Origin of the sequence: Streptomyces sp. NPDC002054, from assembly GCF_040296685.1 — a bacterium.
Lineage (GTDB): Bacteria > Actinomycetota > Actinomycetes > Streptomycetales > Streptomycetaceae > Streptomyces.
Genome location: NZ_JBEOXT010000026.1, coordinates 27246 through 41769 on the forward strand (window position 1 = coordinate 27246; position 14524 = coordinate 41769).

The window sequence follows — 14524 nt, forward strand, 5'->3', positions numbered from 1 at the left end:
AGCCCGGCACGGGATCGGGGCACAGCCCCAGGATTCGGGCGCAGCCCGGCACGGGATCGGGGCACAGCCCCAGGATTCGGGCGCAGCCCGGCACGGGATCGGGGCACAGCCCCAGGATTCGGGCGCAGCCCGGCACGAGTGCCGCGGCGCGGCCCCTGCCCTTCGGGCGCAGCCCGACAGGAGGCCGGGGCGCAGCCCCGGGCTTCGGGCGGGGCGGAGTCCCGCAGGCGGTGGGGTGGCGTCGGCGGGAGAATGGGCGCATGGATCGGAGGCTGCGTGCGCTGACGGTCGCCGGGGTCGCGCTCCTGATGGCCGCGGGCACCGCGATGGCCCCGAGCCCCCCACCCCCGCCCAAGCCGCAGTTGAGCGACGCCCAAGTGGACACCGCGCTCGCCCGCCTGGACACCGCCATCGCCGAAGGCATGGCCGAGACCGGAGTCCCCGGCGCCGCCGTGGCCGTGGTCCGCCAGGACAAGGTGGTCTACCTCAAGGGCTTCGGCCTGCGGAAGGCCGGCCAGACCGACCGCGTCGACGCGGACACCGTCTTCCAGATCGCCTCCCTGTCCAAGCCCATCGCCTCCACCGTCGTCGCCGGCACCCTGAACGACCCCGCCGACTGGGACCGCCACACCACCCTCCCCGGCTTCGCCCTCAAGGACCCGTGGGTCACCGCGCACCTCACCACCGCCGACCTGTTCTCCCACCGCAGCGGCCTCCCCGACCACGCCGGCGACCTCCTCGAAGACCTCGGCTACGACCAGGCGTACATCCTCGGCCACCTCCGCGAGGAACCCCTCGACCCGTTCCGCGCGAGCTACGCCTACACCAACTTCGGTCTGACCGCCGCCGCCGAGGCGGTCGCCCGCGCCCACGGCGTCAGCTGGCAGAAGCTCAGCGAGGACACCCTCTTCAAACCGGCCGGAATGAACCGCACCGCCACCACCTTCGCCGCCTTCGAGCAGGCCACGAACAAGGCCGTCACCCACGTCCGCGCCGCGGACGGCACCTGGAGCGCCCGCTTCGTCCGCGACCCCGATGCCCAGTCCCCGGCCGGCGGAGTCAGCTCCACCGCCCGCGACATGGCCCGCTGGCTGCGGCTCCAGCTCGGCACCGGCACCCTCGACGGCAAGCAGATCGTCAAGGCCGGCCCCCTCGCCCGCACCCACCTGCCCGAGATCGTGTCCCAGCCGCCGCGCTCCCCCGACGGCCGCGCCGGCTTCTACGGTCTCGGCTGGAACGTCTCCTACGACGACGCCGGCCGGCTCCGCCTGTCCCACTCCGGTGCCTTCGCCCTGGGCGCCAACACCAACGTGACCATGCTCCCGCTGGAACAGCTCGGCATCGTGGTCCTCACCAACGGCGCACCGGTCGGCCTGGCGGACGCCATCGCCCTCGACTTCTTCGACACCGCCGAACACGGCAAGCCCACCACCGACTGGCTGGCGCTGGCCGGCTCCCTGTACGCGCAGGAGGAAGAGGCCGCCCGCTCCGACACCGACTACACCAAGCCGCCCCCCGACCCCCGGCCGGCCCGCGCGGACAGCGCCTACACCGGCACGTACGAGAACCCGTACTACGGCAGGCTCACCGTCACCACGGCGGCCGACGGCAAGGGCGGACTCACCCTGGCCCTCGGCCCCGCCCCGATGCGGTTCCCGCTCACCCACTACAACGGCGACACCTTCAGCTTCGAGACCACCGGCGAGAACGCGGTCGGCCGCACCGGGGTCACCTTCGCCGAGAACGGCACGGTCCGCATCGAATACCTGGACGCCAACGGCCTGGGCACCTTCACCCGCGGCTAACCGTCTCTTCCGGATCTTGCCTAGGCTGGGGCCGAGATGAGACGCCGCACCCCCCTCCCGCCTTCCCCGCTGCCCCAGCGGGCCGGTATCGACCCGGTCCGGCTGCGGATGCCCGCCGAGGCCGGGTACCCGACCGTCGGGGCCTTCCTGGCCGCCCACTACGCGGGCGGCGCCGGCGCCATGGCCGTCGCCGAACTGCTGCGCACCGGCGGGGTGGTCGGGCCCGACGGCCGGAGCCTGCGCGCGGAGGACCCGTACACGCCCGGCGGTTATCTGTGGTTCCACCGCGAGCTGCCGCCGGAGGCCCCGGTGCCCTTCGCACTGCCCGTCGTGTACCGCGACGCACACCTGCTGGTCGCCGACAAGCCACATTTCCTGGCCACCACCCCGCGCGGCAGCCACATCACCCAGACCGCCCTGGCGCGGCTGCGCCACGAGCTGGAACTGCCGGATCTCTCCCCCGCGCACCGGCTGGACCGGCTGACCGCGGGTCTGGTGATGTTCAGCATCCGTCCCGAGGACCGCGGCGCCTACCAGCTGCTGTTCCAGCGGAAGGCAGTGCTCAAGGAGTACGAGGCGCTGGCCCGGTACGATCCGGCGGCCGACTTCCCCCGTACCGTGCGCAGCCGGATCGAGAAGACCCGCGGGGTCATCGCCGCCGCCGAGGTCCCCGGCGAGCCCAATGCGCAGACCACGGTGGAACTGCTGGAGCACCGGCCCGGGCTGGGCCGCTACCGGCTGATCCCGCACACCGGCCGCACCCACCAGCTGCGGGTGCACATGAACAGCCTCGGCCTGCCGATCCTGGGCGACCCCGTCTACCCGAAGGTCACCGACCCGGCGCCGGACGACTACCGCCGTCCGCTGCAACTCCTCGCCCGCAGGCTGGAGTTCACCGATCCGGTGACCGGACTGACACACCGCTTCGAGAGCGGGCGGACCCTGCGGGCCTGGACGGACTACCGGGCCTGGTCGGAGGGGAGCGAGGGCCCCGAGGCCTGAGGCTGGCTGACGCCCGCGATCCGCAGGGCCGCGTCCGCGGTCGCCTCGGCGAAGATCTGCACCGGCCGGTCCGGGGCGCGAGTTCGGCCCGCATCCGGCGGAACGGGGCGAACCGTTCGCCGCTCACCTCGGGCAGCAGGTAGAGCGCGCCCGGATGGTGGTGGCCGCGTACCCGTTGCGGGTGAAGAGCTCGGCCGCCGCGTCGAGGAGTTCCTCGCGCGGCGGCCGGCCGCTCACCGGTCTCGCTAGCCCACCGAGCTGTAGGCCACCACACCGCGCAACAGGGCGTCCACGGCCTTGCGCGCATTCCGCGCCACCGTGCTGCCGTTGCCACCCTCCGCCGAAGCCGGACCCGAGGCCGGAGCCGCCGCCGCGATCTGCCCGAGCACGTCGATGACCTGCTTGCACCAGCGGACGAAGTCCCCGGCCGGCATCTCCGCCTCGCGCAGCACCTCGTCCAGGCTCTTGTCGGAGGCCCACTGGTACACCGGCCACGCGAAGCCGAGGTCCGGCTCCCGCTGGCCCACGCCCTCCGTCTGGTTGATCCGGTGCTCCTCCTCCAGCGCGTCCAGCCGGCCCCAGATCCGCACCATCTCACCGAGCGCCGCCTTGGCCGCGCCACCCGGCACCTTCGGTGCCACCGCGTCGTCGGACTGCCGCGCCTCAAACACCAACGCCGAGACGCAGGCGGCCAGTTCGGCCGGGGACAGCCCCTCCCAGATGCCCGCCCGCAGGCACTCCGAGGCCAGCAGGTCCAACTCCCCGTACAGCCGGGCCAGTCGCCTGCCGTGCTGGGTGACCTCGTCCTCGCGCAGGTAGTCCAGCTCGGTCAGCAGCGCATGGATCCGGTCGAAGGTGCGGGCGATCGTGTTCGTCCGGCCCTCGATCCGCCGCTCCAGCTGCTTGGTGTCCCGCTGCAGACGGAGGTACCGCTCCGCCCAGCGGGCGTGGTCCTCCCGCTCGTCACAGCCGTGGCAGGGATGCGCCCGCAGCGCCGCGCGCAGCCGCGCGATCTCACGGTCGTCGGCCGCCTCGGCCCGGCCGCGCCGGTGGCGGTCCGGCACGATGTGCCCGGCCTTGGTGCGCAGCGCCGAGGCCAGGTCCCGACGGGACTGCGGGGAACGCGGGTTGAAGGACTTGGGGATCCGCATCCGCTCGACGGGCTCCACCGGCACCGGGAAGTCGATCCCGGCCAGCCGCTTGACCTGCCGCTCGGCGGTCAGCACCAACGGCCGCGGCCCCTCCTGGTATTCGTGCCCGCGGTGCCCGTTGGACCGCCCGGCCGGCACGCCCGGGTCCAGCACCAGCGCCAGCCCGGCGAACTTGCCGGTGGGCACGTGGATGACATCGCCCGGCTTGAGCCGCTCCAGCGAGGCGGCGGCCTGGGCCCGGCGCTGGGCCGCGCCCTGCTTGGCCAGATCCGTCTCCCGGTCCTTGAGGTCGCGGCGCAGCTGCGCGTACTCCTCGAAATCCCCGAGATGGCAGGTCATGCCCTCGCGGTAGCCCTCCAGGCCCTCCTCGTTGCGCTGCACCTGCCGGGAGATCCCGACCACCGAGCGGTCCGCCTGGAACTGCGCGAAGGAGGTCTCCAGCAGCTCGCGCGACCGGTGCCGGCCGAACTGCTGGACCAGGTTGACCGCCATGTTGTACGAGGGCTTGAAGCTGGACCGCAGCGGATACGTACGGGTACCCGCGAGGCCCGCCAGGGCTCCCGGGTCCATCCCGCGCTGCCACAGCACCACCGCATGGCCCTCGACATCGATTCCGCGCCGCCCGGCCCGGCCGGTCAGCTGGGTGTACTCACCCGGGGTGATGTCGGCGTGCTGCTCGCCGTTCCACTTGACCAGCTTCTCCAGGATGACTGTCCGCGCGGGCATGTTGATGCCCAGCGCCAGCGTCTCGGTGGCGAACACGGCCTTCACCAGGCCCCGGACGAACAGCTCCTCCACGACCTCCTTGAAGGTCGGCAGCATGCCGGCGTGGTGCGCGGCGATGCCCCGCTCCAGGCCTTCCAGCCACTCGTAGTAGCCGAGTACGTTCAGGTCCTCGGCGGGGATGGCGGCGGTCCGCTCCTCGACGATCTCGCGCACCTTCAGGCGCGCCACGTCGTCGTTGAGCCGCAGGCCCGCGTACAGGCACTGCTGTACGGCGGCCTCGCAGCCGGCCCGGCTGAAGATGAAGGTGATGGCGGGCAGCAGGCCCTCGCGGTCGAGCCGCTCGATGACCTCGGGGCGGCCCGGGGTCCAGATCCGGTTGCGGGAGCGGCGCTCCCGCTCGCGGTCGGCCTCCCGGACCATCTTGCCGCGCCGCCGCTCGCGCGGGTTGTACGTCCGGCTGTTCTCCTCCCGCGCCATGCGCAGCAGGTCGGGGTTGACCTCGCGGCGGGCGGAGCCGCGACCGCCGTGGTCGGACTCCTCCTCGAAGAGGTCGTAGATCCGCCGGCCGGCCATGACGTGCTGCCACAGCGGAACCGGCCGTTCCTCGGAGACGATCACCTCGGTGTCGCCGCGCACGGTGTCCAGCCAGTCGCCGAACTCCTCGGCATTGGAGACCGTGGCCGACAGCGACACCAGGGTCACCGACTCGGGGAGGTGGATGATCACCTCTTCCCAGACGGCCCCGCGGAACCGGTCGGAGAGGTAGTGCACCTCGTCCATCACCACATAGCCCAGGTTGAGCAGCGACTGCGAGCCCGCGTACAGCATGTTGCGGAGCACCTCGGTGGTCATGACCACGACCGGCGCCTCGGAGTTGACGCTGTTGTCACCGGTGAGCAGGCCGACCTTCTCGGCGCCGTAGCGCTTGACGAGGTCGGCGTACTTCTGGTTCGACAGGGCCTTGATGGGGGTGGTGTAGAAGCACTTGCGGCCCTGGGTCAGGGCGAGGTGGACGGCGAACTCGCCGACGATGGTCTTGCCCGAACCGGTGGGGGCGGCGACAAGCACGCCCTTTCCGGTCTCCAGGGCCTTGCAGGCGTCGATCTGGAACGGGTCCAGATCGAATTCGTACATCTCGCGGAAGGGGGCCAGGGCAGTGGCCTCCTCTGCGGCGCGGATCCGGGCAGCGGCGTACCGCTCGGCGGGAGAGAGGTCCTCGGTCATCTTGCAGTCGAGCCTACCCGCCCCCTCTGACAACAGTCGCGATCATTTACATGATCAGCTGCACCGCACCCGGCACGCATTCGGCGGTCACCGGAAGCGGCCCCTGCGGCTCGCCGTCGGCGTAGGCGGTGATCCCCGGCGCCGCCAGGGTGATCTTCGCGGCGCGGTGCACGGTCACTTTGGGGTGGCCGAGGTGGGTGCCCTTGTACACCTGCGGGAACACCTTCAGCAGGGTGGCCCGGGAGCAGTCGCCGACCACCGTGATGTCGAAGAGCCCGTCGTCGGGGACCGCGTCCGCGCAGATCTGCATGCCGCCGCCGTACGAGGACCCGTTGCCGACCGCGACCAGCGTGGCCTCGGTCTCGATCACCGGACCGTCGTCCAGGGTGATCCGGTACGGGAAGGGCCGGAAGGCGGCCAGTTCGGCGACCATCGCGAGGTCGTACTTGAACCGGCCGGACGGCCACCGCATCCGGTTGCCCCGGTCGTTGACCCGCGAGTCGAAGCCGGAGCACAGCACGGTCCCGTACCAGCGGCCCGCGGAGTCCGACATGGGGTCCGCCGCGGAGCCGATCCGGCCCAGGTCGATCTCCCGGACCCGGCCCTCCTTGAGCGCCTCGGCGGCCAGCCGGCCCGCCCCGGCCGGATCCCGTACGGGCAGCCCGAGCGCCCGGGCGAAATCGTTGCCGGTGCCCACCGCGATCACCCCGAGCGGGGTCAGGGTCCCGGCCAGCGCCTGCAGCGCGAGGTGGACCACCCCGTCGCCGCCGACGGCGATCACCGCGCCGGTGCCCTCGCGTACGGCGGTCCGCAGCCGGGCCAGCGCGTCAGCGGCGTCGGTGCCGACGACCGTCCGTACCGAATAGCCGGCGGCCCGGAGTGCGGAAGCGGCCGGCTGCGCGGCGTGCGCGCCCCGGCCGCGTCCGGCGGTGGGATTGACGAAGAGGGTGATCTCGGCGCTCACCCACCGAAATGTACCTGTCAGGTCGCGTCGTCGTAACCGTTGATCCGGTGCCGGCCCCCGTCGGCCTGCTCGGGCAGCGCGGCCGGGGCTGCCACCGATTCGATCTCGCCGAGGGGGGCGGGGGTCAGATCCAGCTCCGCGGCCTCGTCGTCGTCGAGCCCTGCGTTCGGGTCGTTCCGCTGCCGCCGCTTGTCGTTGATCAGGCAGATGCCAAGCGCAATGAAGTAGAGGGCCACGATCGGGGCGGCCAGCGACAGCATGGTGAGCGGGTCACCGGTGGGCGTCGCGAAGGCCGAGAAGACCGTGATGCCGAGGATGAAGGCACGCCACCAGCCGGCCAGCCGCTTGGCGGTCAGCACTCCGGTGAAGTTCAGCAGGACCAGTAGCAGCGGCAGCTCGAAGGCCAGCCCGAAGACGAGCACCATGCGAGTGACCAGGTCGAGGTAGTCGTCGACCGGCAGCAGGTTGCGCGCGTGCTCGGGGGTGAAGTCGAGCAGGATCGTGGCGGTCTGCGGAAGGATCGTGTACGCGAGCACCGCGCCGCCCGCGAACAGGGGCGCGCCGATCGCGACGAAGCTCATCGCGTACTTCTTCTCGTGGCTGTGCAGGCCCGGGGCGGCGAACGCCCACAGCTGGTACAGCCACACCGGTGCGGACAGCACCACACCGGCCATCAGGGACACCTTGAGGGCGATCGAGAACGGCGCGATGAGGCCGTTCACGGTCATGTCGGCACAGGGCCGGCCGTTGCGCTGGTCCACCACTCCGTCCGTACAGCCGACGGAGTCCAGCATCGGCTTCAGCAGGAAGTCGATGAGGTCCTTGTAGAAGAAGGCCGCGACGATGGTGATCACGAGGATCGCCAGGACCGACTTCAGCAGGCGGTTTCGCAGCTCACGCAGGTGCTCGACAAGCGGCATCCGCCCTTCGGCGTCCTTCTCCTGCTTGCCTGGTTTCTCCTGCTTGCGGGCAGACTTGAGCAACCCACGTCCCTTGTCTCGTTGCAGCTGGCTGACGGTGCGTCCGGGGCGTCCGGCGGGGATCAGCCCTGCGTGGTGCGGTTGGGCTCGTTGACCGGGCGCGAGCTGGTGACATCACCGGGCGCGGCCTGGATCGTACGCGGGGCAGCCTGCTGCGGGGCGTCGGCGGTGGGCGCGGCCGGCGTGGCGTCGGCCTGCGGGTCCTCGCCGTCCTTCTTCATGGCCTTGGCCTCGCTCTTGAGGATGCGGGCCGACTTGCCGAGGGAACGGGCCATCTCCGGCAGCTTCTTGGCACCGAACAGCAGCAGGATGACAGCGATGATCAGAATGATCTCGAGAGGCTTCAGATTGCCGATCATGTGTGACTTCCTTCTCACCGAAGCGGCTGGAGGTGGTGATGGCGGCCGGTCCGGACGGAAGTCCGGAAGCCGTACTGCCAAGGATCGTAACCCGCAGGGGTAAACGCGCGGCAATCCCCCGGGGTACCCCTGCTTGCCTGGGACCGGGAGAGTGAACGGCGTGAGAACGGGGAGCTACGGGAGGCTACGGCCGTACGGCGTGGCCGGTCCGCGCCAGGTCCTCGGCGGCGCGCTCGAGGTCGCCGGAGGCGTCCCCGATCCTGCGCGCCGACTCCGCGACCTGCCCGGACAGCCGTCTGACCTCGATGCCGACCTTCAGGGCCAGCACGGCGAGGACGGCGAGCCCGAGGAATCCCAGGGCGATTGCGAGCATCGGCCACAGCATGGACCGAGCCTAGGGCACCGACCGGATCAGATGCTGCGCAGGGTGCTCACGCCGCCACCGGTGAGGAGCTCGACGATGCGCTCCCCGGCGGGTTTGCGGACCGCGGCGCCGCACTCGGGGCAGGTGAAGGAGTAGAAGGTGGTGCGGCGGCTGCCGCCGATGGCCAGGCGCAGGGCGCCGGCGGCAAGCTCGAAGCGGGCGCGGCAGTCGGGACAGGCCGCTTTGAAGCTGACGCGCCCCGCGCCCGTGCCGGCCTGCCCGGCCACCCCCGACCACCCGAAATCCCCTGCCATCCCCGCAGCCCCCTCACTCCCGCCACCCCGACCACCCGGGGCCTAGCCCGGCCCCACCATCCCACCCAACCCCCCACCCCCGCCGGATTTCCCCCCACCTCACCCACCCGGGGCCCCACCCGGCACCCGCCCTGGCCGGTACGCCCGGCCCCGTGGCCCGGCGGGAAGGCGGGCCCGGCGCCCGGCCCCGGACACGGCTCGGGCGGTACGGCCGGCCCCCGTACCGCCCGGCCCGGGACGGCGCAGCGATGCCCTGGGCCGGATCCGGCCATCCGTGCCGGAGCCCCGAGCCGTAAGGCAGGATGCCGACCACCGTCGGCGCGACCGGCCTGCGCCGTGGCCCGGCGTCCTGCCGTACGACCCAGCCGGACTCGCCCACCCGCCGGGCTCGATCGGGGGGCCGGCACCGGCCCGGCCGGAGTACCAGCTCCGCCAAGGCACAGCCGGCGCTCCGACCCGCCGGGGCCCGCCTGGGCCCTGCCCGGGGCCGGCCCCGACACGAAACCCCGGCCCGGGCACCGGCCCGGCAGGCGCAGGCCTGCCCCAGTGCCGCCGGAGCGCCGGCTCAGCCGAGGCTCAGCCTGCCGGCGGCACGCCATGGCCGTAGTGGGCCAGCGCGTCCGTGGCCGCCTGCCTGGCGCTCTCCGCCAGGCCGGCCGGCGCCACGATCCGGCCGTCCCGGCCCAGCCGCAGCGCCAGCCGCCGCAGGCTCGCCGGGTCCGGGGTCCGCAGGGTGATCCGCAGGCCGCCGTCCGGCAGCTCGGCCGCGCTGTCGTGCGGGTAGTACTCGGCGACCCAGCGACCGCCCGGCCCCACCTCGACCACCACCTCCGGGTCCTCGGCCGCCGGCTGCACCAGCCCCTCGGACAGATCGCGCGGCTCGATGGCCGGTGGCTCGGCCCGCTCGTCCAGCAGCCGGATCTCCGCCACCCGGTCCAGCCGGAAGGTCCGCCGAGCCTCCGACAGATGGCACCAGCCCTCCAGGTAGGTGTGGCCCACCGCGAACAGCCGGATCGGGTCCACCGTCCGCTCGGTCAGCTCGTCCCGGGCCGGCGAGTAGTACCGCAGCCACAGCCGCCGCCCCTCGGTGATCGCCCGGTCGACGTCCGCGAAGACCCCGCCCTCCGATTCGAAGGTCACCGACAGCCTGGCGCTGGCCCCGGCCGCCTCTCCCGCCGCCGCCTCCAGCTTCGCCGTGGCCCGCAGCAGCGCATCCCGGTCGCTCTCCCGGAGCCCCGGCAGGGTCGCCACCGCCCGCGCCGCCACCAGCAGCGCGGTCGCCTCGTCCGCGGCCAGCCGCAGCGGCTCCGCCGTGGACTCCCCCGACGCGTCCGGGTTGCGCCACCAGATGCGCTCCCCGTCCGTGTCGATGTCCAGCAGGTCCCCGCCCCGGAAACTGGTCCCGCACATGGGCAGAACGTCCAGGTCCGAGATCAGCTCGTCCTCGGTGATCCCGAAGGCCCGCGCCACATCGGCAATGTGCGCCCCCGGGCGCTCGCGCAGATACGTCACCAGGGACAGCATCCGGCGGGTCTGGTCAATCGCGTTCGCAGCCTTCGCAGCCATCGCGGTACGAATCCCCCTCAGCCCTTGGCCACGGCACGCAGCCGGTCCACCACATCGGCCCGCAGATCAGCGGGTTCCACCACCACCACGTCCGGCCCGAACTCCACCAGCCAGGCGTCCAGCCCGTGCCCGTACGGGATCTCCAGCTCGTCCCAGCCGTCCCCGCCCTCCCGGACCACGGTCGCCCGCGCCCGCAGCGGATAGCCCGCCCCGGCCCGCAGCCGGATCCGCGCCGTCCGGTCCGTGATGTCCCCGGCCCACTCGGCCACCGTCTCCCGTACGGTCACCACGTCCGGCACCTCGGCCGTGTACCGGCCAGCCCGCGAGCGGACCTTGCCGGTGATCCGGGACAGCCGGAACACCCGCTCCGCGCCACGGTCGCGGTCGAAGCCCGCCAGGTACCAGTGGCCGCGCCAGCACTCCAGCGCCCACGGCTCCACCTGACGCGGCTCGGGGCGCGCCGCATTGGACTTGCGGTAGTCGAAGACCACCGGCCGCCGGTCCCGGCAGGCCAGCATGAGCGGCTCGAACGCCGCCTCGTGCACGGGGATCCGCGGCTCGATCGCGCTGTGCCGGCCCTCGTACGGGTCCTCGGCCTCCGGCATCCCGCCGGCCCTCAGCTTCTGCAGCGCGCCACTGGCGGCACCGGCCAGCCGGGCCTGCTGCCACACCTTGGCGGCGAGGCCCAGCGCGGCGGCCTCCTCGGCGTCCAGCGAGACCGGGGGCAGGGTGTTGCTGTCCCGCCGGGCGAGATAGCCGATCTCCCCGTCCAGGTTCTCCACGGTCTCGATCACCAGGCCGAGTTCCCGCAGATCGTCCTTGTCCCGCTCGAACATGCGGTTGAAGGACTCGTCGTTGCCGGCCTCCATGTACGCCTCGATGGACCCCCGCAGCTCGCGCTTGCTGAGCGGCCGGCGGGTCCCCAGCAGACACAGTGCCAGGTTCATCAACCGCTCGGCCTTGGCAATCGCCATCGACGCCCGCCCCACCCTTCTCCGCACGTACAGAAGCAGAACTCACCAGAACTCACCAGTCGTGACCGCTGACCGTACCGCCCCGGCGCGCCCGGGCAAAAGCGAGGGCCCCCGCCGTACGGCGGGGGCCCTCACAACCGATCACGCGTACGCGGATCAGGCGCCCATCAGGTCGCAGACGAAGATCAGCGTCTCGCCCGGGGCGATCGCGTTGCCCGCGCCACGGTCGCCGTAGGCGAGGTGCGCGGGGATCGTCAGCTTGCGACGGCCGCCGACCTTCATGCCCTGGACACCCTGGTCCCAGCCCGCGATGACCTGGCCGACACCGAGCTGGAACTGCAGCGGCGCGCCGCGGTTCCAGGACGCGTCGAACTCCTCGCCGGTGGAGAAGGCCACGCCCACGTAGTGGACCGAGACCCGGGAACCGGCCTTGGCCTCGGTGCCGTTGCCCTCCCAGAGGTCCTCGATGACAAGGTCCTTCGGGGCCGCGCCCTCGGGGAAGTCGATCTCGGGCTTCTCGAGCTTGTCGCTCACTGCACTGCTCCTCAGACGTACGAACCGGTCAAGGGGACAGTCTTACATTGCCCCGACGATGTCGACGACGAACACCAGCGTCGAGTTGGCCGGAAGCTCCGGGCCCTTGTCCTGGTCCTTGTACGCCTGCGCCGGCGGGATCACCAGCAGCACCCGGTCACCGACCTTCTTGCCGACCAGACCCTTGTCCCAGCCCTCGATGACCTGGCCCTGGCCGATCACCGTGGTGAACGGCGCGCCGGTCTTCCAGGAAGTGTCGAAGAGGGTCGCCTTGTCCTTGCCCTCGTTGACCTTCCAGGCGGCACCGCTGTACTGCATGTACACCGTCTGACCGCTCTTGACCTCGGCACCCTTGCCCTCGATCAGCACCTTGCTGACGAGCTCCTTCGGCGGGTCGTTCTTGGGGATCTTGATCTCGGCGGCCTCGTCCTTGTCCGCCTTGATCTGCGGCAGCTCGGCCGGGATCGACGCCTGCGTACCCTCGGCCTTCTTCGGCATCAGCTCGGCCACATCGAGCACGAACACCAGGTTGTCGGTCGGGGCGACGCCCAGCTCCTGCTTGCCCTGCTCACCGAAGGCCGCCGACGGCGGCGCCACGACCAGCACCCGGCTGCCGACCTTCTTGCCGGTCACGGCCTCACTGAACATCGGCAGCATGGTCGGCGCGCCCGCCGTCACCACCAGCGAGGTGCCGCCCTGGTCGTAGGAGCCGGGAGCCAGCTCCTTGCCGCTCTTCCAGACCTTGCCGGTGTACTTCGTGACCACCAGGTCGTTCTTCTGCACCACCGGCCCCGAACCCTCGGTGAGGGTGGCCACCACGAACTTCCCGCTCGGGTCACCCTTGGGCACGGTGATCTCCGGCTTCTTGCCCGCCTCCCCGGCCACCGTCGGCATCGGGTCGGCCGCAGCGACCGGCTTGGGAACCTCGGGCATCTGGGGCGACTGCGAAGCCTCGGCGCCCTTCGTCTTCCCGGAATCGTCGCTCTCTCCGCAGGCCGCGGTGAGCATCAGGGCCGGCACGATGAGCGCGGCAGCAAGTCGGCGTCGCACAGTGGTCCTCGGGGTAGCAGGGGGTGGTCGTCGGTCCCAGCCACTCTACGGGCTGGTAGCCGACAACCAAGCCCCCGGCAGCACACCGGCCCCGTGCACCACATGCACGGGGCCGGCGCAACGTCCGACATGCCGACTGCATACCGCCTACATACCGGCGATCAGCTTCTCCACCCGGTCGTCCACCGAACGGAACGGGTCCTTGCACAGCACCGTGCGCTGCGCCTGGTCGTTCAGCTTCAGGTGCACCCAGTCCACCGTGAAGTCCCGGCGCTGCTCCTGCGCCCGCCGGATGAAGTCGCCGCGCAGCCGCGCCCGGGTGGTCTGCGGGGGCACCGACTTGCCCTCGAAGATCTTCAGGTCATTGCAGATCCGCGCCGTCTGCCCCTTGCGCTCCAGCAGGTAGTACAGCCCCCGCCGACGGTGGATGTCGTGGTACGCGAGGTCTATCTGGGCCACCCGCGGATTGGACATGGTCATGTTGTGCTTGGCCCGGTACCGCTCGATGAGCTTGTACTTGATCACCCAGTCGATCTCGGTGTCGATCCGGTCCAGGTCCTCCTGCTCGATCGCGTCGAGCGTGCGGCCCCACAGCTCCAGCACCTGCTCCACCGTGCCGGTACGGATCCCCCGGCGCTCGGCGAAGTCCACGGCCTTGTCGTAGTACTCCCGCTGGATCTCCAGCGCAGAGGCCTCCCGGCCGCTGGCCAGCCGCACCTTCCGCTGACCGGTGATGTCATGGCTGACCTCCCGGATCGCCCGGATGGGGTTCTCCAGGGTGAGGTCCCGCATCACCGTGCCCGCCTCGATCATGCGCAGCACCAGGTCGGTCGCGCCGACCTTGAGGAGCATGGTCGTCTCGGACATGTTCGAATCGCCGACGATCACGTGCAGGCGCCGGTAGCGCTCGGCATCCGCGTGCGGCTCGTCCCGGGTGTTGATGATCGGCCTGGACCGGGTGGTCGCGGAGCTGACGCCCTCCCAGATGTGCTCGGCCCGCTGGCTGACGCAGTAGACCGCACCCCGGGGCGTCTGCAGCACCTTGCCGGCCCCGCAGATCAGCTGCCGGGTCACCAGGAACGGAATGAGAATGTCCGCCAGGCGGGAGAATTCCCCGTGCCGTGCCACCAGATAGTTCTCGTGGCAGCCGTAGGAGTTGCCCGCAGAGTCGGTGTTGTTCTTGAAGAGGTAGACGTCGCCCGCGATTCCCTCCTCGTGCAGGCGGCGTTCGGCATCGACGAGCAGGCCTTCGAGAATGCGCTCGCCGGCCTTGTCGTGGGTGACCAGTTCGGTCACGTTGTCACATTCGGGAGTTGCATATTCCGGATGTGAACCCACATCGAGGTACAGGCGGGCGCCGTTCCGCAGGAAGACATTGCTGCTGCGGCCCCATGACACAACACGGCGGAAGAGGTAGCGCGCCACTTCGTCAGGAGACAGTCGGCGCTGTCCCCTGAACGTGCACGTGACGCCGTACTCGTTCTCCAGCCCGAAAATGCGGCGGTCCATGA

The 14524-nt window shown here is 71.5% G+C and carries 13 protein-coding genes and 1 pseudogene; 2 read left to right on the plus strand and 12 right to left on the minus strand.

The window, feature by feature from the left end:
- Positions 1 to 260: 260 nt before the first annotated feature.
- A complete protein-coding gene (locus tag ABT123_RS23215) occupies positions 261 to 1805 on the plus strand; it encodes a serine hydrolase (protein ID WP_351317818.1) in 1545 nt (514 codons plus the stop codon).
- 36 nt (positions 1806 to 1841) lie between these two features.
- On the plus strand, positions 1842 to 2807 hold the full coding sequence (locus ABT123_RS23220) for an RluA family pseudouridine synthase (protein WP_351317820.1): 966 nt from the start codon (positions 1842 to 1844) through the stop codon (positions 2805 to 2807).
- On the opposite strand, the pseudogene ABT123_RS23225 reads toward ABT123_RS23220, so the two are convergent.
- The 12 genes and pseudogenes from ABT123_RS23225 to pafA all read right to left on the minus strand — a co-directional run.
- Positions 2765 to 2973: pseudogene (locus tag ABT123_RS23225) on the minus strand (hypothetical protein); the annotation flags it as partial. The gene ABT123_RS23220 and the pseudogene ABT123_RS23225 sit on opposite strands and share 43 nt — an antisense overlap.
- 79 nt (positions 2974 to 3052) lie before the next feature.
- Complete coding sequence (locus ABT123_RS23230; protein WP_351317822.1) at positions 3053 to 5908, minus strand: DEAD/DEAH box helicase; 2856 nt, start codon at positions 5906 to 5908, stop codon at positions 3053 to 3055.
- A gap of 46 nt (positions 5909 to 5954) precedes the next feature.
- Positions 5955 to 6872, minus strand: a complete 918-nt coding sequence (locus ABT123_RS23235) for a diacylglycerol kinase (RefSeq protein ID WP_351317824.1) — start codon at positions 6870 to 6872, stop codon at positions 5955 to 5957.
- A gap of 17 nt (positions 6873 to 6889) precedes the next feature.
- The gene (gene tatC / locus ABT123_RS23240) at positions 6890 to 7855 is read right to left on the minus strand and encodes a twin-arginine translocase subunit TatC (RefSeq protein ID WP_351317826.1); all 966 of its coding nucleotides are present in this window, start codon (positions 7853 to 7855) and stop codon (positions 6890 to 6892) included.
- 59 nt (positions 7856 to 7914) lie between these two features.
- Positions 7915 to 8211: a Sec-independent protein translocase subunit TatA gene (tatA, locus tag ABT123_RS23245; protein ID WP_351317828.1), complete on the minus strand. Its 297-nt coding sequence runs from the start codon at positions 8209 to 8211 to the stop codon at positions 7915 to 7917.
- A 184-nt stretch (positions 8212 to 8395) separates the two neighbouring features.
- Complete coding sequence (locus ABT123_RS23250; protein WP_351317830.1) at positions 8396 to 8596, minus strand: hypothetical protein; 201 nt, start codon at positions 8594 to 8596, stop codon at positions 8396 to 8398.
- Positions 8597 to 8622: 26 nt separating this feature from the next.
- The gene (locus ABT123_RS23255) at positions 8623 to 8889 is read right to left on the minus strand and encodes a CpXC domain-containing protein (RefSeq protein ID WP_351317832.1); all 267 of its coding nucleotides are present in this window, start codon (positions 8887 to 8889) and stop codon (positions 8623 to 8625) included.
- A gap of 576 nt (positions 8890 to 9465) precedes the next feature.
- Positions 9466 to 10455 carry a helix-turn-helix transcriptional regulator gene (locus tag ABT123_RS23260; RefSeq protein WP_351317834.1) on the minus strand — a complete coding sequence of 330 codons (990 nt, stop codon included), beginning with the start codon at positions 10453 to 10455 and terminating at the stop codon, positions 9466 to 9468.
- A gap of 17 nt (positions 10456 to 10472) precedes the next feature.
- Entirely contained in the window at positions 10473 to 11429 is a 957-nt protein-coding gene (locus ABT123_RS23265) for a helix-turn-helix transcriptional regulator (protein ID WP_351317836.1), read from the minus strand.
- A 156-nt stretch (positions 11430 to 11585) separates the two neighbouring features.
- Positions 11586 to 11963: an FKBP-type peptidyl-prolyl cis-trans isomerase gene (locus ABT123_RS23270; RefSeq protein WP_351317838.1), complete on the minus strand. Its 378-nt coding sequence runs from the start codon at positions 11961 to 11963 to the stop codon at positions 11586 to 11588.
- 42 nt (positions 11964 to 12005) lie between these two features.
- Positions 12006 to 13013 carry an FKBP-type peptidyl-prolyl cis-trans isomerase gene (locus ABT123_RS23275; protein WP_351317840.1) on the minus strand — a complete coding sequence of 336 codons (1008 nt, stop codon included), beginning with the start codon at positions 13011 to 13013 and terminating at the stop codon, positions 12006 to 12008.
- Between the two features lie 147 nt (positions 13014 to 13160).
- A complete protein-coding gene (gene pafA / locus ABT123_RS23280) occupies positions 13161 to 14522 on the minus strand; it encodes a Pup--protein ligase (protein ID WP_351317842.1) in 1362 nt (453 codons plus the stop codon).
- Between the last annotated feature and the right edge of the window lie 2 nt (positions 14523 to 14524).

What these genes read in the sequence shown, in the direction of transcription:
- ABT123_RS23230 (WP_351317822.1), bottom strand. Translation starts at nt 5,908, where the DNA reads ATGACCGAGGACCTCTCTCCCGCCGAGCGGTACGCCGCTGCCCGGATC.
- ABT123_RS23255 (WP_351317832.1), bottom strand. Translation starts at nt 8,889, where the DNA reads ATGGCAGGGGATTTCGGGTGGTCGGGGGTGGCCGGGCAGGCCGGCACG.
- ABT123_RS23220 (WP_351317820.1), top strand. Translation starts at nt 1,842, where the DNA reads ATGAGACGCCGCACCCCCCTCCCGCCTTCCCCGCTGCCCCAGCGGGCC.
- tatA (WP_351317828.1), bottom strand. Translation starts at nt 8,211, where the DNA reads ATGATCGGCAATCTGAAGCCTCTCGAGATCATTCTGATCATCGCTGTC.
- ABT123_RS23250 (WP_351317830.1), bottom strand. Translation starts at nt 8,596, where the DNA reads ATGCTGTGGCCGATGCTCGCAATCGCCCTGGGATTCCTCGGGCTCGCC.
- pafA (WP_351317842.1), bottom strand. Translation starts at nt 14,522, where the DNA reads ATGGACCGCCGCATTTTCGGGCTGGAGAACGAGTACGGCGTCACGTGC.
- ABT123_RS23260 (WP_351317834.1), bottom strand. Translation starts at nt 10,455, where the DNA reads ATGGCTGCGAAGGCTGCGAACGCGATTGACCAGACCCGCCGGATGCTG.
- ABT123_RS23265 (WP_351317836.1), bottom strand. Translation starts at nt 11,429, where the DNA reads ATGGCGATTGCCAAGGCCGAGCGGTTGATGAACCTGGCACTGTGTCTG.
- ABT123_RS23215 (WP_351317818.1), top strand. Translation starts at nt 261, where the DNA reads ATGGATCGGAGGCTGCGTGCGCTGACGGTCGCCGGGGTCGCGCTCCTG.